At 51.8% G+C, this 19,098-nt stretch carries 13 protein-coding genes; 5 read left to right on the forward strand and 8 right to left on the reverse strand.

Annotated elements, in window-relative coordinates; translation table 11 throughout:
- Nucleotides 1-33: 33 nt before the first annotated feature.
- A complete protein-coding gene (locus tag Psch_RS04315; protein ID WP_190239250.1) occupies nucleotides 34-1,302 on the reverse strand; it encodes a Ger(x)C family spore germination protein in 1,269 nt (422 codons plus the stop codon).
- On the reverse strand, nucleotides 1,286-3,049 hold the full coding sequence (locus tag Psch_RS04320) for a spore germination protein (RefSeq protein WP_190239251.1): 1,764 nt from the start codon (nucleotides 3,047-3,049) through the stop codon (nucleotides 1,286-1,288). The genes Psch_RS04315 and Psch_RS04320 overlap by 17 nt, the downstream gene beginning before the upstream one ends.
- A gap of 238 nt (nucleotides 3,050-3,287) precedes the next feature.
- Between Psch_RS04320 and Psch_RS04325 the strand changes: the two genes are divergently transcribed.
- Nucleotides 3,288-4,376, forward strand: a complete 1,089-nt coding sequence (locus Psch_RS04325; protein WP_190239252.1) for a GerAB/ArcD/ProY family transporter — start codon at nucleotides 3,288-3,290, stop codon at nucleotides 4,374-4,376.
- An 80-nt stretch (nucleotides 4,377-4,456) separates the two neighbouring features.
- Nucleotides 4,457-5,545: a GerAB/ArcD/ProY family transporter gene (locus Psch_RS04330; RefSeq protein ID WP_190239253.1), complete on the forward strand. Its 1,089-nt coding sequence runs from the start codon at nucleotides 4,457-4,459 to the stop codon at nucleotides 5,543-5,545.
- Here Psch_RS04330 and Psch_RS04335 read toward each other — a convergent pair.
- The 3 genes from Psch_RS04335 to Psch_RS04345 all read right to left on the reverse strand — a co-directional run bounded on the left by Psch_RS04335 (nucleotide 5,542) and on the right by Psch_RS04345 (nucleotide 10,969).
- A complete protein-coding gene (locus Psch_RS04335) occupies nucleotides 5,542-6,825 on the reverse strand; it encodes a bifunctional folylpolyglutamate synthase/dihydrofolate synthase (protein ID WP_190239254.1) in 1,284 nt (427 codons plus the stop codon). The two genes, Psch_RS04330 and Psch_RS04335, sit on opposite strands and share 4 nt — an antisense overlap.
- 316 nt (nucleotides 6,826-7,141) lie before the next feature.
- On the reverse strand, nucleotides 7,142-9,793 hold the full coding sequence (locus Psch_RS04340; RefSeq protein ID WP_190239255.1) for a valine--tRNA ligase: 2,652 nt from the start codon (nucleotides 9,791-9,793) through the stop codon (nucleotides 7,142-7,144).
- A gap of 681 nt (nucleotides 9,794-10,474) precedes the next feature.
- Nucleotides 10,475-10,969, reverse strand: coding sequence for a TIGR04086 family membrane protein (locus Psch_RS04345; RefSeq protein ID WP_190239256.1), 495 nt, complete (start codon nucleotides 10,967-10,969; stop codon nucleotides 10,475-10,477).
- A gap of 136 nt (nucleotides 10,970-11,105) precedes the next feature.
- Here Psch_RS04345 and Psch_RS04350 point away from each other — a divergent pair, with 136 nt between their 5' ends.
- The gene (locus Psch_RS04350) at nucleotides 11,106-12,182 is read left to right on the forward strand and encodes an ABC transporter substrate-binding protein (protein WP_190239257.1); all 1,077 of its coding nucleotides are present in this window, start codon (nucleotides 11,106-11,108) and stop codon (nucleotides 12,180-12,182) included.
- Nucleotides 12,183-12,493: 311 nt separating this feature from the next.
- Nucleotides 12,494-13,168: a hypothetical protein gene (locus tag Psch_RS04355; RefSeq protein WP_190239258.1), complete on the forward strand. Its 675-nt coding sequence runs from the start codon at nucleotides 12,494-12,496 to the stop codon at nucleotides 13,166-13,168.
- Nucleotides 13,169-13,310: 142 nt separating this feature from the next.
- Here Psch_RS04355 and yihA read toward each other — a convergent pair whose 3' ends face one another.
- The 3 genes from yihA to lonB all read right to left on the reverse strand — a co-directional run bounded on the left by yihA (nucleotide 13,311) and on the right by lonB (nucleotide 18,249).
- Nucleotides 13,311-13,916 carry a ribosome biogenesis GTP-binding protein YihA/YsxC gene (gene yihA / locus Psch_RS04360; protein ID WP_134217730.1) on the reverse strand — a complete coding sequence of 202 codons (606 nt, stop codon included), beginning with the start codon at nucleotides 13,914-13,916 and terminating at the stop codon, nucleotides 13,311-13,313.
- Nucleotides 13,913-16,330 carry an endopeptidase La gene (gene lon, locus Psch_RS04365; protein ID WP_190239259.1) on the reverse strand — a complete coding sequence of 806 codons (2,418 nt, stop codon included), beginning with the start codon at nucleotides 16,328-16,330 and terminating at the stop codon, nucleotides 13,913-13,915. The genes yihA and lon overlap by 4 nt, the downstream gene beginning before the upstream one ends.
- Nucleotides 16,331-16,521: 191 nt before the next feature.
- Nucleotides 16,522-18,249 carry an ATP-dependent protease LonB gene (gene lonB, locus Psch_RS04370; protein ID WP_190239260.1) on the reverse strand — a complete coding sequence of 576 codons (1,728 nt, stop codon included), beginning with the start codon at nucleotides 18,247-18,249 and terminating at the stop codon, nucleotides 16,522-16,524.
- Between the two features lie 242 nt (nucleotides 18,250-18,491).
- Here lonB and Psch_RS04375 point away from each other — a divergent pair, with 242 nt between their 5' ends.
- Nucleotides 18,492-19,085 carry an acetate uptake transporter gene (locus tag Psch_RS04375; RefSeq protein WP_190239261.1) on the forward strand — a complete coding sequence of 198 codons (594 nt, stop codon included), beginning with the start codon at nucleotides 18,492-18,494 and terminating at the stop codon, nucleotides 19,083-19,085.
- Nucleotides 19,086-19,098 lie beyond the last annotated feature (13 nt).

Here is a 19,098-nt window from a genome sequence, read left to right on the forward strand (position 1 = left end):
CCGGCCGCCCCGGATATGCCGCTTTACCAGGACTTAACGGCGCACTTGCGCCGGCTTGTTAACCAGCCCGGTGCGCGTGATGACAGCATTGACCTCAATATAAACCGGCAGGCCGGGATAAATATCTATCCAGTTCTCCTTTATTTCTTTCCAGACTACCGGGTACTTTCGGTGAAATACTGTCCCAAACCCGAATACATCGGCCTTGTATTCCCTCTGCGCTTTGGTCAAAGCATCTTCCACCTCACCCTGGACCGCAGTAGCCAGTAATTGCTCAATGGATGCAATGACCTCCGGCTTATCCAGTTCCTCCGGGCATTCGGCCTCAAGGATGTTTGCCTGTATATCAACCCTGACAGTAACGCCCAGCTCACCTTCGGTAAGCTCTGGTTGAATTTTGGAAGCATTGCGGATTATTTCCAGGGAAAAGCGCGGACCTTCAACGCCTCCTTCGCCACTAATGCAGGGCACGGTAATTACTCCGCCTTTAACTCTACCCTTGACCCAAAGCAGTCCCCGGCTCTCTCTCTCATCTAACCAGCCAGCCATTTTGTTGCCTTTAAAAACCGCCGTACCACCTATTTTTATAATTGCTCCGATTGGCTTTGGACGCCCATCCAGAAGGGAAGAACTCCCGCTTATCTTGTCTCGCACTTCAGCCTCATTAGGCTCCACCTGTATTCCGGCAGCATAAGCGTCGCTGCCTTCAGTCTCCAATGTTTCTAAAAAGTCCCCCAACTGTACATCCGGATAATAAGAACTGAGCCTTTGCTGCCTGATTGTACTTGCAATAACTTGCGACGGGGGAGGAACCAGTTCGCCGGGTGTTTCTAAAATGCTGCTGATATCGCTGCGGGCAATCAGGACATAGTTGTTGCGCCTTATCTGCGGGTTGCGTTCAAAAAAATCCATAATCTCCTCTATACCTCTATTTCTGGCAAACTCTTCAGAAATCATGATAGCCATATTGTGGGCAAAATAAAGCTCACGGGGTGATTCAAGTGAAAGCAGCCGGATGCAATCAAATATTGTACTACCTTCTACACTGACGTTCCGAAAGCCTCTGGCTCCCCCTACCCCTCCGCCGACCCCGCCGACCCCGCCGACTCCGCCGCCTACCAGGCTCTTAGGGTTGACAACCTGGACCGTAAGCATTACCCTTCCGTCCGGCGCCAGGTCTATTGCCGTAGTTAGGACGATACCCAGCCGTTCAACTTCCTGTTGATCCCAGCATCCCTGAAGGCTTAAAGCCGTAACAACTATCAGCGCACATAAAGCCAGGCATTTAAGCCCCTTGCCCACTTCCCCCGCCCCCTTTCGACCCGGCTCTGGAGACGGCAGGCGTCCTGACCTTGTCATGTTGGGCGGAGCCATTGGTTCTGGTATTGGGACCGGCGCTCCCATCGCCTGACGCAAAGGCCTTTTCATCGCCACTCTCTGAGGGAGGTTGCGGCTTTAAGTCTGGAGCAATCCGCCGTACATTCCTTTTTGCAAGCTCCGACGGACGCTTATGCATAGCCCACCACGGCGCGCGGACCGCGAAGTCTTTCAGATCGGAAATTTTCAACGGGGCCAAAGGCGACAGGTAGGGTACACCGAAAGAACGCAAGCCGGCCAGGTGGATCAGCATCGCCAAAACGCCGGTCATCACCCCGAACAGACCCAGGGTAGCGGCCAGAAACATGAGTGGAAAGCGGATCAGCCGCAGCGCCAGGGCCAGGCTATAAGAAGGGCTCATAAATGACGCTATTCCCGTTACAGCGACTACAATCACCATCAATGGAGATACAATACCCGCCTGTACCGCCGCCTGGCCGATGACCAGCGCCCCGACGATACTGACCGCCTGGCCAACTGCCCGGGGCAGCCTCAATCCGGCCTCTCTTAACGCTTCAAAGGTAATTTCCATAATCAACGCCTCCACCAGGGCGGGGAAAGGCACCCCTTCCCTGGACGCGGCGATACTGATCAGTAACTGGGTGGGAATCATCTCCTGGTGAAAGGTGGTTATGGCAATATAAAAAGACGGCAGGAGCAGGGCTACCGCCAAACCCAGGAACCGTATAAGCCTGATCATGGTAGCAAAGTGGTACCGTTCATAGTAATCCTCGGGATTCTGAACCAGGTCACTGAATGTGGCCGGCATAAAAAGCACCATCGGAGTGCCGTCGGTAAAGACACATACCCGCCCCTGCAGGAGAGCCGCCACCACCCGGTCCGGCCTTTCGGTATAAGCTATCTGCGGGAAGGGGGAGTAAGGATCGTCCTGGATTAACTCCTCGATATAGCCGCTTTCCAGAATCCCGTCGATATCGATCCGGTCGATCCGCTGCCTTACTTCCTTGAGAAGTCCGGGAGAGACCACTCCTTTCAGGTAGGCGAGGGCAACCGAAGTGTGGGTCATGCGTCCCAGGTTAAGACCCTCGATGACAAGATTGGGTGTGCGCAGCCTGCGTCTGACCAGGGAGGTACTCACACTAATGGTCTCGTTGAAGCTTTCCTTTGGCCCGCGGACCGTCCCTTCCACATCAGCTTTATCAACCGGGCGCTGAGGCCACTCTTTCAGGATAGTAATGACAGCCTCTTCACAGCCATCGATAAATAAAGCCGAACCCCCGTACAGTATTTCACTGACAACGTCTTGCATATTATAGACCTTGGAGCGGATTTCGGCGGCGACTAAAATTGATTTTCCAACTACATCTGTTAAATTATCGCCAGGACTGTCAACTCCAGCCACCCCCAGCAGCAGCGGTTTTAAAATATTATCGCTGATCCGGGTCTCGTCGGTGAGGCTGTCAAGGTAAACCAGGCAGGCGTTCTCTTTTTTTCCCGCGCCCAGCCTGAACTCTCTGAACACGGCGTCTACATTCCGGCCCAAGATGGTATCCAGGTACTCCACGTTTTTTTTAAGGCTCCTGGAGATCTTTTCGTTTTTCAATTCTTCATCCTTAAATACTTTACTATCTACAGACCCAGGCTCGCTTGTGCAAGGTTCCGGCTTTTTAGCCGCTTTTCTGATTAGACCGGAAAAAATATTTAACCTCAAAACGCATCCCCCGTTGGAATATCCAATAAGAAAAAGGAGTTTCATATACTCCTTCATTATTATGCTAATAACTATTATGGCTAATAAATCTTCAATTATTAGCAGTTACCGGAAATAACAAAAATATAGCGGTACGCAAGTTCATCACCACTTATTGCCTGCCAAAAGAATATATCCCTCCACGGAAGGGATACTATTGTAATGGCCATATAATTATGATTTACGGGAGCGGGCAGGTTTGCTTGAAAAGGGGAAAATCTCCAGTATTGCGCTGGTATTCTTGTTAATAGATCTCGTAGGAGCGACGGCGGTGGTGTTTTTACCAGCCTTAACGGCTAAATTTGCCGGGCGGGACGCCTGGCTGGTACCAGTTATCAGCACCATCCCGGGAATCGTCGTAATCCTGCTCGTTACCGCATTGGGCCGCAGGTTTCCCGGTAAAACAATCATCGAATACCTGCAAATTATCCTGGGTAACTGGCCCGGAAAAGCCGTTGCTGTTCTTTATATATTCTTTTTCATCCATACCAACGGGGTAATCATCAGGCAATTTGGAGAACTGATTACAACCATGATGATGCCTCGCACACCCATTGTAGTTCTTCACACAATATTTGTCCTTTTGGCTGCTTACGCGGTGCGTTCCGGTTTGGAAGTAATCGGCAGACTGTGGGAATTAACTTTTCCCTGGGTTTTTATATTGTACGTCATTTTGTTATTATTTAGCTTCCAAAAGGCGGAATTTCACCGCCTCCTGCCCGTGCTTGAAAACGGTTTCAAGCCTGTTCTTCAAGGCTCGATCACGCCTTCGGCGTGGCGGGGGGAGGTTATCATTCTGGCAATGTTCCTGCCATATCTGGCAGAGCCCTCGCAGGGGAGAAGGATGGGAATATGGTCGGTGATAATTATAGGGGCTATATTGATAGCTGACGCCGTTCTTAACACTGCTATGTTCGGCCCCTCTACCGACCGGCAGGTTTTTCCCAGTTTTACAATAGTAGATGAAATAATAATCGGCGGGTTTTTTCGTGCCGACGTCGCTATAGTCATCATTTGGCTGGTAACGATGTTAATCAAGATAACTCTGTTTTATTACGCAGCGGTATTGGGTACCGCGCAGCTGCTTAACATGAAAGATTACAAGCCAATAACTCTACCTATAGGTGTAATCCTGACCGCCTTATCAATTTTGTCTATAGAAAACGCAACAGGGATCCCCGCCTATGCGACAACCGGTTACCCGCCGTTCGCCTACCTGGTGGAATGGGTAATCCCGCTGGCTGTGCTGCTTATTGCTGCTGTCAGAGGGGTTAAACCAAAATATTAAAACGAAAACCAGCCGATAAATCAGGCCGGTTTACCCGGCTTTTGAACAAATACGGACTTTGGATAGAGGAGTTAAAATAGATGCTTGAGAGGGGCAAAATATCCGGCATAGCGCTGGCGCTTATTTTAATAAACCTGGTTGGCGCCACGGCTGTAGTGGCTCTCCCTGCCGTAACGGCCAGGTCCGCCCTAAGGGACGCCTGGCTGACGCCTGCCGTCTCCGCTGTTTCCGGAATCGTTGTAATCCTGCTGGTTACGGCGCTTGGCCGGAGGTTTCCCGGCAAGTCCTTGATTGAGTACACGCAGGATATCCTGGGTAGTTGGCCCGGCAAAGCCGTAGGCGTTCTTTATCTGTTTTTCTTTTTTCAGAGCTCCGGGGTGATCCTCAGGGAATTCGGTGAACTGCTCAGCGCAATGATTATGCCCCGTACGCCCATTTTAGTTTTCAACACAATAATCGTCCTGTTAGCGGCTTACTCTGTACGTTCCGGCCTGGAAGTGATCGGCAGGTTATCGGAATTGCTTTTACCCTGGGTGATTATCCTCTATTACGTTATTATCTTATTAGGCTTGCAGAAAGCGGATTTTTCCCGCCTGCTGCCCGTGCTGGAAAACGGTTTTGCCCCGGTTTTATTGGCTTCGCTTACACCTTTGGGATGGATGGGCGAAGTGTTGCTCCTGGGCATGCTTTTACCTTACCTGTCGAAACCGTGCCAGGGGAGAAAAATAGGTATCTGGTCGGTAGGAATTCTGGGGTTTTTACTGGTAATCGACGAAATCGCCAATATTACGGTATTTGGACGAGAGGTCACCCGGCTGAAATATCCAACTTTTATGATTCCAAGTGAAATTTTACTGGGCGGATTTTTAAGAATTGACGCTTTATTTGTGATCCTTTGGACGGCGGGACTACTGACAAAGCTGGCAATATTTTATTACGTTTCAGTTTTGGGTACCGCCCAGCTATTGAACCTGAGGGATTACAAACCCACAGTTTTGCCCATTGGTGTTATTCTAACCGCCTTCTCAATTTTGTCCTTTCAAAACGCCGTTGAAATTCCCACCCACATCACAAAGGGCTTCCCCCCCTTCGCCTATCTTTTTGAATGGGCTCTCCCGCTGGCTTTGCTGCTCATCGCCATCATCAGGGGGTTTAAACCGAAGTATTAGATAAACAGTTCCCGAACCTCAGCCACCATGTAGAGCGAGCCGGTGACGCACACCAACTCCTCCGGCCCGGCCAGGGAAAGCGCCTTGTCCAACGCATCCCTTATGTCCTCTATCGCGTAGACCTCTGGAGTGTAGCGTTTAGCTTCCCGGGCCAGTTCCTGCCAGTTCCCCGCCCTGGGGCTGTTGGGTCTGGTCACCACCACCGTCCTGGCCAACGGCGCCAGCTCCGCGACCACCCTGGCCCGCTCCTTGTCTCCCAGCATGCCGATTAAGAGCACTATGCTCCTGCCGGGAAAGGTTTCTTCCAGCGCCAGGCGCAAGGATCTGGCGCCGGCAAAATTGTGAGCGCCATCTATGATCACCAGGGGCTCCCGGCGCATGATTTCCAGCCTGGCGGGCCAGCGAGCTGCCGCCAGCCCGGATCGTACCGCTGCCGGGCTGATTGACACACCCAGCTCCGTCAAAATTTCGGCGGCCGCCACAGCGGTGGCCGCGTTGACCTGCTGGTGCCTGCCGATCAGGTAGAGCGTAAGGTTTTCATAAACCCTTACGCGCCCCCGGATGGTAAATCTCTGCGCAGCCGGAGAAAGGGAGATATGCTCCCAGGTAATATCCTGGCCCACCCTGATGAGAGGGCAATTATTCTCACGGCTGACCGCCTCGATCACATCGAGCCCCTCTCCTTCAGCCGCCGTCACCACCGGAACCCCCGGCTTTATGATACCGGCTTTTACCCCGGCAATTTCCCTGATCGTATGGCCCAGGTAATCCATGTGGTCCATCGTCACATTGGTAATTATCGAAAGCAGGGGCATGGCTACATTGGTCGAATCGATAGCCCCCCCCAGCCCCACTTCGAGGACCAGATAATCTATCTTCTCCCGGTTAAAATAAAGGAAAGCCACGGCAGTAGCCACCTCGAACTCGGTCGGGTGTTCAAACCCTTCCGCCACCATGGCGTCCAGGTGCGGGCGAAGTTCACTAATCAGCGCGGCTATGCTTTCCTCCGGTATGTTGACCCCGTTGATACGAAACCTCTCCGTGTAAGAATGGAGGTGCGGTGAAGTAAAGGTCCCCACCCGGTAACCCGCTTCCTGCAGGATAGCGGCCAGCATCGCTGTGGTGGAGCCTTTGCCGTTGGTTCCCCCAATGTGAATAATGCTTAGCTTGCGGTGGGGATTGTCCAGCCTGCCCAAAAGCTCCTCAATACGTTCCAGCCCGAAATTAAAACCAAACTTGCCCAGGCTTGCCACATACTCCATAGCCTCATGGAATTTCACTTCATCGCCTCATTAGAAGGAAGCAAGGGGACGGTTCTCCTGCTTCCTTTTATTGTAATCAACCTAATATAACCCATTTGTTTCCTTAAGACGGGTTTAATATGGGCGAGATTTCAATCACACACGGCGCGCCAGCGCCGTACTTGGACATCAAATGTAACTTTTGTGTGAATTCGCACCTACATACTGGCTCATTGATAGTTTACATCATTTCAAGCCCACGTCTTCAACAGTCAGACAACACTCTGCATGGAACGAATCTTGACCCTACAGGAATGCATAGCATACCTACGGCCTACGACTTACGACTTACGTCCTACTTGCCCCCCGTCAGTACAGCCAGCCTGTCCCTGATCGCGGAGGACTTTCCGGATAGCTCCTCTTCCTTGGCCTTTTCCTTTTCCACCACGTCAGCCGGAGCCTTGCCGAGAAAGCCCTGGTTGCTAAGCTTGCCCTTGACCCGGACCAGGTCCTTCTCAACCGAGGCCAGTTCCTTCTCCAGACGCGCAGTTTCCTTATCCACATCGATCAACCCTTTGAGCGGGACGAATACCTCAAGGCCGCGGGTGACAGCATGGGCTGCCTGTTCCGGTACACCCGGCAAGGACGTCATTATTTTCAGCTCAGCTGCGGCCAGCCCTTCAATATACCCTGCATTCTTCATCACCAATGCCCGCGTGGTGTCCTCGGGCGCCACTAATAGAGCTTCGGCTTTGCGTCCCGGCGGGACGTTCATCTCACTGCGAATATGCCTGATGGCCTTGGTGACATCCATCAGCAGTTCCATTTCGCTTTCCGCCTCCGGGTCCACCAGTTCACCACGGACGACCGGCCAGGCAGCCCGCATGATGGTTAAGCCGCGGCCCGGCAGGTTTTGCCAGATCTCCTCGGTAATAAACGGCATAAAGGGATGCAGGAGCTCCAACGTCCCTTTTAAAACCGAAGATATCACGTACTGGGCGGTAACACGGTCGGCTTTACCGGTTTTACCATACAGCCGCGGTTTGGCCAGCTCAATGTACCAATCGCAAAACTCGTTCCAGATAAATTCGTAGAGCACCCTGGCCGCTTCACCAAGTTCATAAGACTCCAGGAAGCCCGTCGCCTCAGCGATTGCCTTCTGGTAACGGCTAAGAATCCAGCGGTCGGCCAGGGAATACTTACCGGGCCGACCTTCCGGCTCAAAGTCCTCCAAATTCATCAGCACAAAGCGGGAAGCGTTCCAAAGCTTGTTGGCAAAGTTGCGGGCGCCGTCCAACCTTTCAAAATGGAAACGCAGGTCATTGCCGGGTGTGTTGCCGGTAACCAGCATGAACCTCAGGCTGTCCGCTCCGTGTGACTCGATCACATCAATGGGGTCCACGCCATTGCCCAAAGACTTGCTCATCTTGCGTCCCAGGGCATCCATAACCAGACCGTGAATGAAAACTTGCGGAAAGGGGACTTCGTTCATAAAAGCCAGGCCGGAAAATATCATCCTGGCCACCCAGAAGAAAATGATATCGCGCCCGGTGACCATGACCGAGGTGGGATAGTAATAAGCCAGGTCCAAGGTCTGTTTTGGCCAGCCCAGCGTCGAAAAGGGCCACAGGGCAGAGGAAAACCAGGTATCCAGCACGTCAGGATCCTGCTCGCAGTGCCCGCTGCCACACTTGGAGCAGCTTTTGACCGGTCCCTTGGATACGATTATTTCACCGCAATCCTGACAATACCATACCGGGATGCGGTGTCCCCACCAGAGTTGACGGGAGATACACCAGTCACGGATGTTCTCCATCCAGTGCAGGTAGATCTTGGTGAACCGTTCCGGAATAAACTCTACCCGCCCTTCCCTGGCCGCTTGAATAGCCGGTTCAGCCAAAGGCTTCATTTTAACAAACCACTGGCGTGAAAGCATCGGTTCTATAACAGTGTTGCAGCGGTAACAGTGCCCCACCGCGTGGGTATGGTCTTGTGTTTTGAGCAGAAAACCGTCCGCTTCCAGATCCCGCACAATTTTCTTGCGGCACTCGTAACGATCCAGCCCCTTGTAGCGCTCACCTGCGGCTTCATTCATTTTCCCTTCCTTATTGATTACAATAACTTGAGGCAGGTTGTGACGGTGTCCAACCTCAAAGTCGTTTGGATCATGAGCGGGAGTAATTTTCACAGCGCCCGTTCCGAAAGAGGGATCGACGTATTCGTCGGCAATAACCGGCATTTCCCGGCCAACTATGGGCAGGATTAATGTTTTGCCCACTTGCGAGGTATAGCGTTCATCGCCCGGGTGTACCGCGACAGCCACGTCACCCAGGATAGTCTCGGGGCGTGTGGTCGCAACCACAATATAACCGCTTCCGTCTTTATACGGGTACCTTACGTGATACAAGTGACCCGGGCGGTCCAGGTGCTCAACTTCTATGTCGGAAATCGTGGTGGCGCACTTGGGGCACCAGTTGGTAATGTAATAGTCGCGGTATATCAGCCCCCGCTGGTAGAGCTTGATGAATACCTCCAGCACCGCCTCCGAGCAGCCCTCATCCATGGTAAAGCGCTCACGCCGCCAATCGCAGGAAGCACCCAACTTACGCAGTTGGGCAGTAATCCGGTTGCCGTACTGTTCCTTCCATTCCCACACTTTTTCTAAAAATGCCTCCCGGCCTATATCGTAGCGGGTCAGTCCTTCCTTGGCCAACTGTTCCTCCACCTTGGCCTGGGTGGCAATACCCGCATGGTCGGTGCCCGGTACCCACAAGGCGTTGTAGCCCTGCATGCGCCGCCAGCGGGTCAGGATGTCCTGCAATGTATTATCCAGGGCATGACCCATGTGCAGTTGTCCCGTTACATTGGGCGGCGGCATGACAATGCAAAACGGCTCCTGTTCAGGGTTGACCTCAGGGTGAAAGAACCCGTTTTGCTCCCAATAGCTATACCATTTATCTTCGACCGCACGGGGATCATAAGTACTGGGCAAATCAAATTTTGGCAAAAAGCCTCACTCCCCACATTACATATTAATAAAATTCACCTCTGCACTCACAAAAACAAAAGCCCCTTCCGCCTCAAGGACGGATAAGGGGTTCATCCGCGGTACCACCCTGAATTCCACCAAAAAAGATCGGTTCGCGGGTTTCCGGCTTCTCACGTCCCACGTCCCGTACCCAATAGGCGGCTCTTTAACAAAGCTGTAACGGGCAGGCCCGCCCGTGCTTACTTACAATTCAGCGCGGGGACTCCGGGGCGACAGGAGTAAACACGGGCAGGAAACCTTACAGCCTGGGGTCTCCCTCTCTGGAAGCTAAAAGCCGGTCCCCGTGGGACACTCCCCTCCCTTTCATCGCCGGTAAATATAACTATTTTCCAACATCTTAACTATTTTAAAGGCCAGTGTCAACAATAGAATAAGTCTCCCAAATGGTCCGGAGAAAATTCAGGCCGGCTCCACAACCGCTGACGCTGACGCAACGCCGGCACAGGATGAAACCTCCATGATTTCTCCAGTGTTCATGTGCGTGCGATTTCAATTGCCCACGGCACGTTAGCGCCGAACTTGTGGATGCTTACGTTGTACTAAATTGGTCTTTAATATATTAAGGCCACCGCTCCCAAAAAACTCCGTGGCCTGATATTGCTGCTTTAGTTAGACAGCGGTCTGGCGATAACGTTAGCTTTAGTTTCTCCGGGGGAAGAGTAAATCCTTCTGCAAAAATTTTCTTCCAGCCCTTTCAGGCAGTCTCCTGTTTACCATAAACTGAATGTTTATTCCCAATAAACCGCCCAGAGCTCCTGCAATCCCCAGTAACAGCGCCCGCGCCATTATTTCCACAGGGACAAAGCCAGCATTGCTTCCCAGCATAAACAGGGCCAAAAGCAGCAGACCGTAGCACAAACCCACCAAAAACCCGTGCAGTAAGCCAAGTGTCCGGGCCGCCCGTCCTGCCGCAATCCCGCCGGCGAGCGCGCCCAGGACCGCGCCGGCAATAATCAGTGCCCCCAAATAATAAACCGGGCTAGCCGATAGTACTACCCAGGCATACATCAGGATACAGGCAGCCAGGGTGGCGCTGAAAGCCCAGGCCAGGCCGGACATGACGGCGACCGGCTTAATCCTTCTGACCAGAGGTTTTTTTTCGGCAGTCCAGCTCATCAAAGTGAGATTTTTCATAATTATCACTCCCCTTCCATTTAATACTAACTTATGCGATTTAACGGAGATTATTCGGACGACCTCTCTTTTTAGCATGAAAACCTTAAACTAAAAATAAAAATGTTAAAACAGTAAACTGTTGGGAGGGGACAAATTGAAGCGGTTGCTCGGGCGTAAAAACATTTTGCTCTTGGCGCTCTTAATAAGTGTAATCGGATTGGGTGTCAGACACAGCCTCAAAGAACCTGCCCCCGTTACACATATAGAAAATGTCCGGGTGCTGGAGTCTGTCCGCTCACCGTATTTCCTGCCCCAGTACCTGGCATTAAATCTGGGCTACTTTAAAGAACAAGACCTCTCCGTAAGCATAACTACTACCAGCCAGGAGGCTATCAGGGCCGCCCTGTCTGACGGAAGAACCGATATTGCCCTCTGCGGGCTGCAGAAAATACTTTTCAATCCGGGCGCCAAAGGCCCCCAGCCTAAAGTATTTGCCACCCTGGCGAGGCGAGACGGATCCTTCCTCCTGGCCAGAAAAGATGCGGACAACTTTCAGTGGCAAAACCTTAAAGATAAATCAATTATCGGGGGCTCCCAGGATGACAGCTCTGAAATTGCCCTGGAAGAGGCCTTGCGGCAACAGGGACAAACACCCAACCGAAGCGTGAGCATCTATCATAATATCCCTGATACCCTTCGGTTGGGAGCCTTCCGGGCCGGAACCGGCAACTATATTCAACTGCTGGAGCCTGCCGCCAGCCTGGCAGAATCAAAAGATTACGGAAGAGTGGCGGCGTCAGTCGGCATCATCACCGGTGACATGGTAGTAACCGCCTACGCCGCCCTGCCGGGCTACATCGAGTCCAAAGCGGCTGTAATTCAACGGTTTACCAATGCTATCTACAAAGCCCAGCTCTGGCTCGGCCAACACAGCTCAGAAGAGGCTGCTGAGGTGGTCGCCCCACTCTTTACCAACGTCGATCGGCAGGTATTAATTAAATCCATTGAACGCTACCGTACGCTTGGGGTGTGGTCCAGCGACCCTCTGATTCCCAGGCAATCTTATGATAAGTTTCAGGCGGCCGCAAAAAAAGCTGGTGAAATAACTTCACCAACAGCATATGAAACCGCGGTAATAAATGACTTTGCCCAGCAAGCGGTACAGACCGTAGTCTATGTTAAGGAAGAACCAAAGCCGAAGAAAAACCTCTTCCAGCGAGTATTTCAATAGAAAATCCGTCCACCAATGAAAATATGCGCCCACATTATCATCTTTAAGTTGGTTTTGATATAGGTGCGATTTCAATCGCACAAAGACTGCGTACAGTTTAAGGAATTTCAAATGCATTCCTTGTGTGTCTGTGCGAATGAATTCGCACAGACATTTTTGGGGCGGCTACCAGGTACTTCACCAGGTTAATCATTGACTGTATTGGAACGCAGGATACTCACCTGTCTCACGTCTCACGTCCCACATCCCATGTATTAATCTAATCCTCCCAGAAAAAAATATAAGAAACAACGATGGGAGGGTATTTTGCAATGCAAAAAATTATGATTGGGCTTCTACTTATTATTTTCTGCCTTGGCACTGCGGGTTGTCCGGCTCAAAAGCAGGTGCAGGAACCAGCCCCCAAGCCGCTGGTAGTCCCTGAAACATCGAAAGTGGGCTTCAGCCCGGTTGATTTGAATAATGCTCCGGATGTAGTAAAGAATATTGCTTCCGATATTTCCAAAAGGGAACAGGCAACCTGGGTACAGGTCAACGGGACCAATTATCTCCTGGCCAGCGCCGGCGAAAAAGCCACCGGCAGCAGGGTGGAAATCACGGACATCACTCAAAAGATTCCGGCCCAGGACTTCGTGTGGCTGGACGTCAAGGCAAAATACACCAGCGTCAAGGAGGGGGACAAAAGCAATCCGGTCACAGCTGTAAGCCTGAACCTGACCAGCAACAGGAGCATCAACGGAGTGGGTTTTGAAATCACCAAAACAGCAACCGTAACCCAGACAACACCAACACCGGCCACACCCTCCCCTTCCACCACAACTCCGGCGACTCCGGCGACTCCTGCGCCTACGACCCCCACCCCGGCTGCGCCTTCGCCTACCCCAACGCCAACACCCGCCCCAAGTAAAACAGCCCCTGAAACACCGGCTAAGAAGACAACACCTGCAGAGTCAAAAACCGAGCTTGAAAAAAACCAAAATAATTAGGGGAACCAAGATAATGGTTCCCCCCTACAGCCAAGAAACTAGACAGTGCGAATTAATTCGCACAAGAAATGCAGTAGAAATCCCTTAAACTGCTACGCAGTTTTTGTGCGATTGAAAGCCGGTCGAAACTTGAGATTAAATGTTACGCGTTATGTAGGTTTGTTGTGGTTGTCCAGCGGTTTATTACTTCTAGTAATTCCTCACGACCCTGTCCTGTTTCAGCTGAAAAAGGGATCAGGGCGTCTCCTTCGGCCAGCGCAAGTTCCGCCCGGATTACTCTGAGAGACTGCAGCAGCCTGGAGCGCGAGAGCTTATCGGCCTTGGTTGCCGCCACCGCCGCGGGGAGCCCGCGAAACTTGAGCCAGCCATACATCTGCAGGTCCATTGCGGTAGGGGGGTGGCGGCTGTCTACCAGCAGCAAAACCCCTTTCAAGTTTGGCCTGGTTTTAAGATAGCTCTCAATCATCTTCCTCCAGCTATCCCTCTCTCCGACCGGTACCCTGGCATATCCGTAGCCAGGCAGATCCACCAGATGAAAGATGCCGTTAACCAGGAAAAAGTTGATCAACCTGGTGCGGCCGGGAGTGTTGCTGGTACGAGCCAGGCGCTTCCTGTTGATCAACTTATTCAAAAGGGAAGATTTCCCTACATTGGAACGCCCGGCCAGGGCGACTTCAGGCAGTTCCCCGGCCGGGTAGTGAGGCGGTTTGACCGCACTGGTCACAAATTCGGCGCTTGTTATTTTCATGAAGGGATATGGGCGCCTCCCTCGTTTATTACTGCCGGCTGGTAGGCAGGCGGTTGCGGCACTACGGGAGAGGTATCTGATAAGTCGACAGGCTCAAACTCCTTTTCGGTAAGGGCCTCATCCAGGACTTGATCCATGTGCTCAACCAGGACAAAATGCATTTTATCCTTGACCTTTTTAGGAATCTCATCCAGATCCTTTTTATTATCCTTCGGCATAATGATAGTTTTTATTCCGGCCCGGTGGGCGGCCAGCACCTTTTCCTTGATGCCCCCCACGGGTAAAACCCGGCCGCGCAGGGTAATCTCACCGGTCATGGCTACATCATGGCGCACCTTGCGCCCGGTAATGGCCGAAGCCAGGGCACAAGCCATGGATATGCCGGCCGAGGGACCGTCCTTAGGTATAGCCCCTTCGGGAATATGGATGTGGATATCCTGCTTGTCATAGTACTCTTCATCAATTCCCAACTCTACAGCCCGGCTGCGGATGTAGCTGTAGCCGGCCTGAGCGGATTCCTTCATCACATCGCCAAGCTTGCCGGTCAAAGTAAGCTTGCCGTTGCCCTTGTAGATGGTTACTTCAATTGCCAGGGTATCGCCGCCCACTTCCGTCCAGGCCAGACCGGTGGCAACACCCACCTGATCGTCCTGTTCAGCCACGCCGTAACGGAAGCGGGGCGTACCGAGGAACTGGTTAATGTTCAAAGGCGTCACCTGGACCTTCTTGACCTTGTCTGAAACGATCTGCCTGGCAGTCTTGCGGCAAACGGTGGCAATCTGCCTTTCCAGGTTGCGCACGCCGGATTCGCGGGTATACTCGCGGATTACTTTACGGATCGTATTCTCAGTCATCTTCAACATGCTTTTGTCCAGCCCGTGCTCTTTAATCTGTTTGGGCAACAGGTAGCGCATGGCTATCTGCACTTTTTCCTCCTCAGTGTAACCGGACAGGTAGATAATCTCCATCCGGTCCTGCAGCGGGCGGGGAATATTATGCTGGAGATTGGCGGTGGTGATGAACATAACGTTGGACAGGTCAAACGCAGCCTCGATATAGTGGTCGCTGAAGGTGTTGTTCTGCTCGGGGTCGAGCACCTCCAGGAGAGCCGCCGAGGGATCCCCGCGAAAATCCATGCTCATCTTGTCGATCTCATCCAGCAGGAATACCGGGTTTTTGGAGCCGGCCTGTCTGATGCCCTGAATAATCCTGCCCGGCATGGCCCCGACATAAGTTCGGCGGTGACCGCGAATTTCGGCCTCATCGCGAACCCCTCCCAGGGACATCCGTATAAATTTGCGCTCCAGAGCCCGGGCAATGGAACGTCCCAAAGAGGTCTTGCCGACACCAGGCGGCCCGACAAAGCAAATGATCGGGCCCTTCATCTTTTTGGCCAGCTTCCGGATGGCCAGGTATTCCAAAATCCGCTCCTTAACGGTCTTCAATCCGTAATGGTCTTCCTCCAGGATGTTTTCCGCAGACTTGATGTCCAGCCGGTCACGGGTGCTTTTGTTCCAGGGTAGGGCCAACAGCCAGTCCAGGTAATTGCGCACCACGGCAGCCTCAGCAGCCATGGGGGGCATCTTCTCCAGCCGTTCTACTTCTTTAATGGCCTTTTCTTCAACTTCTTTGGGAAGTTTGGCCTCGGCGATTTTTTCTCTGAGTTCCTCGCCCTCGGCCATGCGCTCGTCCTTTTCACCCAACTCGCGCTGGATGGCTTTCATCTGCTCGCGTAAGTAGTATTCTTTCTGTGTCTTTTCCATCTGCTTGCGCACACGGATGTTAATTTTGCGTTCAAGTTCAACAATTTCCAGCTCTTTGGCCACAATGGCGCAGAGCTTCTCCAACCTCTGGATGATGTTAACAGCCTCAAGGATATTTTGCTTATCTTCTAAACGCAACGACAGGTGAGAAGCAATAATATCCGCCAACCGGCCCGGTTCCTCCAAATTCACAACTGAAACAACCGTTTCCGGCGGGATCCGTTTGGACAGTTTGACATATTGCTCAAACTGGTAGATCAGGCTGCGCATCAAAGCTTCAATCTCACTGGTCTTTTGAAAGTCCTCGGAATACTGCTCTATTTCCACCTGGAAGTAGGGCTCGTCGGAAATAAAGCGGCGGGCTTTGGCTCTGGCAATACCTTCGACCAAGACCCGGATGGTCCCTCCGGGCAGCTTCAACAACTGTTTAACCTCAGCAACCGTGCCGATTTTGTAAATATCATCTTCACCGGGATCATCAGTCTGGGCTTCTTTTTGAGTGGCCAGAAATATGACCCGGTCCTGGATCATGGCTTCCTCAATAGCCTGAACAGACTTCTCACGCCCCACGTCGAGGTGAATCACCATATAGGGGAAGACCAGAATACCCCTCAAAGGCAGCAAAGGCAAGATCTTAATTTCGGAATTCAAAGCTGCACCTCCTTTTCCAAAAACCTGTTGCTTTTCCTGTAGCTATACAAGATTTGTTACGTTTTTATTCTATCATAAATGTCAGAAACACGGCTATAGCAATAATTACATAGGTACACATGAAACCCGGCCTCTTGCCGGGTTTGCCAGGATACTGGTATTCGTGGAAAACATATCATTGATATGCGGTTTTACTTTGTCAGTGGCTGCCCGGCGCCAAAGATTGAGGCGCTTAAGGGGACATCCAGCGGAATTGGAGCTGCCAGCTCCAGCTTTTTCTCCACCGGCAGCGGGTCGGTCAGCGCTACCTTGATTACCTCCTCAAGACGCTCAACCGGTATAACCTGCACATCCGTATATTCCCTGAATATCTCCTGATAATTTTCAGCAGGGATGAGGATCTTGTCAGCCCCCGCCTGACGCGCTGCCTCAACCTTGGCCATCACCCCGCCTACCGGTTTAACAAAGCCGCGAATGGAAAGCTCGCCCGTCATGGCCACCTTGTTGTCTACCTTTAACCCCAGGAGGGCGGAATAGACAGCCGTGGCAATGGTCACACCCGCGGAAGGTCCGTCGGTTGGGGCGCCGCCAGGAAAATTGACATGGATATCATAGTCGCGGTGATCGACTTCCATAGTGCGGCGAAGCACTGTAAGCACGTTTTCAACCGAACTCCTGGCCATACTCTTGCGCCGTATCGTCCTGCCGCTGTCCCCTATTTCTTCCTCCTCCACCATACCGGTAACAGTTAGTTTACCCTGACCCTTGCCAACCGGCAAGGCGTTGCACTCTACTTCCAGCAAAGTCCCCATATTGGGCCCGTAAACGGCCAGACCATTGACCAGGCCCACTTGGGGCTGCGGCGGTATCTTTTTCTCAGGTCTCGGTGAGTACTGCCCGCTGTTGATGACCCACTCGATATCCGCAGTACGGATTTCTTCGCGGCCCTCGGTGATCACGATACCGCCCGCAATTTGGACTATATTAACAGCTTCGCGGCCATTCCTGGCGTATTTTTTAATGACCTCCAGGGACCCGTCCTGCAGCGGCAGTTGTATTTTTTGGGCCGCGTTGGAGGCTATCTGCTCGATTTCGTCGGGCAGGAGCTGGCGAAAAAATATTTCCAGGCAGCGTGAGCGGATGGCAGGGGCGATGTGCTCAGCCCCTCTGGTGGTGGCTCCCACCATGCGAAAATCAGCCGGCAGCCCGTTTTGGAAGATATCGTGTATATGAGTGGGGATATTGGTATCTTCCGAATTATAATAGGCGCTTTCCATAAACACCTTGCGGTCCTCTAAAACTTTTAACAGCTTATTGAGCTGAATTGGATGAAGCTCACCGATTTCATCAATAAACAACATCCCCCCGTGCGCCTTGGTAACAGCACCGGGCTTCGGCTGTGGGATCCCCGCTACGCCCATGGGTCCCGCCCCCTGGTAGATCGGATCATGCACCGATCCAATCAGCGGGTCCGCTATACCACGCTCATCAAAGCGCGCGGTAGTCGCATCCAGTTCAATAAACTTGGCGTCTTCTTTAAACGGCGAGAGCGGGTTCTTTTTGGCCTCTTCCAGTACCAACCTGGCCGCAGCGGTCTTGCCTACACCCGGCGGGCCGTAAATGATAACGTGTTGAGGGTTGGGCCCGCAGAGAGCCGCTTTCAAGGATTTTATCCCTTCCGCTTGCCCAATAATTTCACTAAAAGAAGTAGGGCGAGTTTTTTCGGCAAGCGGTTCATTCAAAGAGATCGAACGCATTTTCTGCAGTTTCTCCATCTCTTTGCGTGATTCTTTTTCCACTACGGTCTTGCTGCCTTGCTGAGCTTTAAGCAGGTTCCAGAAATAAAGTCCGATGATGACTGCAAAGAAAACCTGGACAAATGTCAAAATACTCCCAAAACCATAGGAATTTTCTCCCATTTATATCACCTCATCAAAAAAGGGCTTCTAACCCTTAGTATTGCTAAGTTTTGCAAAATTTAATCTGTCCAGTAATAAAAAAAAACAGACATTAATTCCTTTAAAGGAAAATAACGGCTATTTTTTTAGTAAATTTTAGTATATAATGCAAATAGTATGAATATTTTTAAGGTAAAGGGAGTGATTATCAAAGGAGCATCCGGTCAACCAACCAGCAATTAAAATTTTTTGGAGGTGCAATCATGGCTGATAACAAAGTCTACGAAATCAAAGAATCCGCCATAGCCGACCCCGGGCCGTTAGGCCTGGCCTGTTTTGCTCTAACCACTTTTTGCCTTAGTATGGTAAACGCCGGCCTGGTTGTCAAAGAGTCTGTAGCCGTGGTCATCGCCTTAGCCCTGGTTTACGGTGGGGCAACTCAAATACTGGCTGGTATGTGGGAGTTCAAGAAAAACAACACTTTCGGCGCGACCGCTTTTTCCTCTTACGGCGCTTTTTGGATTTCCTTAGGCGTATTTGAACTGTTTGGAGCACAAAAGATCTTAGTTATCCCGCCACAGGGTGTCTGGCTGTTCCTGCTGGCCTGGACCATCTTCACCTTTTATATGTGGATCGGCAGTTTTGGTACCAATAAAGCTCTCGTGGCCACTTTTACCCTATTACTACTGGCCTTCATATTACTTACTATCGGCGCGGCTGGGAACGCATCAGCTCATACCATGGGCGGTTATGCGGGTATTCTTACCGCCATTGTCGCCTGGTATACCTCGTTTGCCGGAGTATTAAACAATACTTTCGGGCGAGTCGTGCTTCCGGTAGGCCCCTGCAAGAAGTAGCTCCCCTGGAGAT

Origin of the sequence: Pelotomaculum schinkii (assembly GCF_004369205.1) — a bacterium.
Lineage (GTDB): Bacteria > Bacillota > Desulfotomaculia > Desulfotomaculales > Pelotomaculaceae > Pelotomaculum_C > Pelotomaculum_C schinkii.

Excerpts from the sequence above, each read along its gene's own strand:
- Psch_RS04330 (WP_190239253.1), top strand. The coding sequence starts at position 4,457 with ATGCTTGAGAGGGGCAAAATATCCGGCATAGCGCTGGCGCTTATTTTA.
- Psch_RS04345 (WP_190239256.1), bottom strand. The coding sequence starts at position 10,969 with ATGAAAAATCTCACTTTGATGAGCTGGACTGCCGAAAAAAAACCTCTG.
- Psch_RS04355 (WP_190239258.1), top strand. The coding sequence starts at position 12,494 with ATGCAAAAAATTATGATTGGGCTTCTACTTATTATTTTCTGCCTTGGC.
- yihA (WP_134217730.1), bottom strand. The coding sequence starts at position 13,916 with ATGAAAATAACAAGCGCCGAATTTGTGACCAGTGCGGTCAAACCGCCT.
- lonB (WP_190239260.1), bottom strand. The coding sequence starts at position 18,249 with ATGGGAGAAAATTCCTATGGTTTTGGGAGTATTTTGACATTTGTCCAG.
- Psch_RS04375 (WP_190239261.1), top strand. The coding sequence starts at position 18,492 with ATGGCTGATAACAAAGTCTACGAAATCAAAGAATCCGCCATAGCCGAC.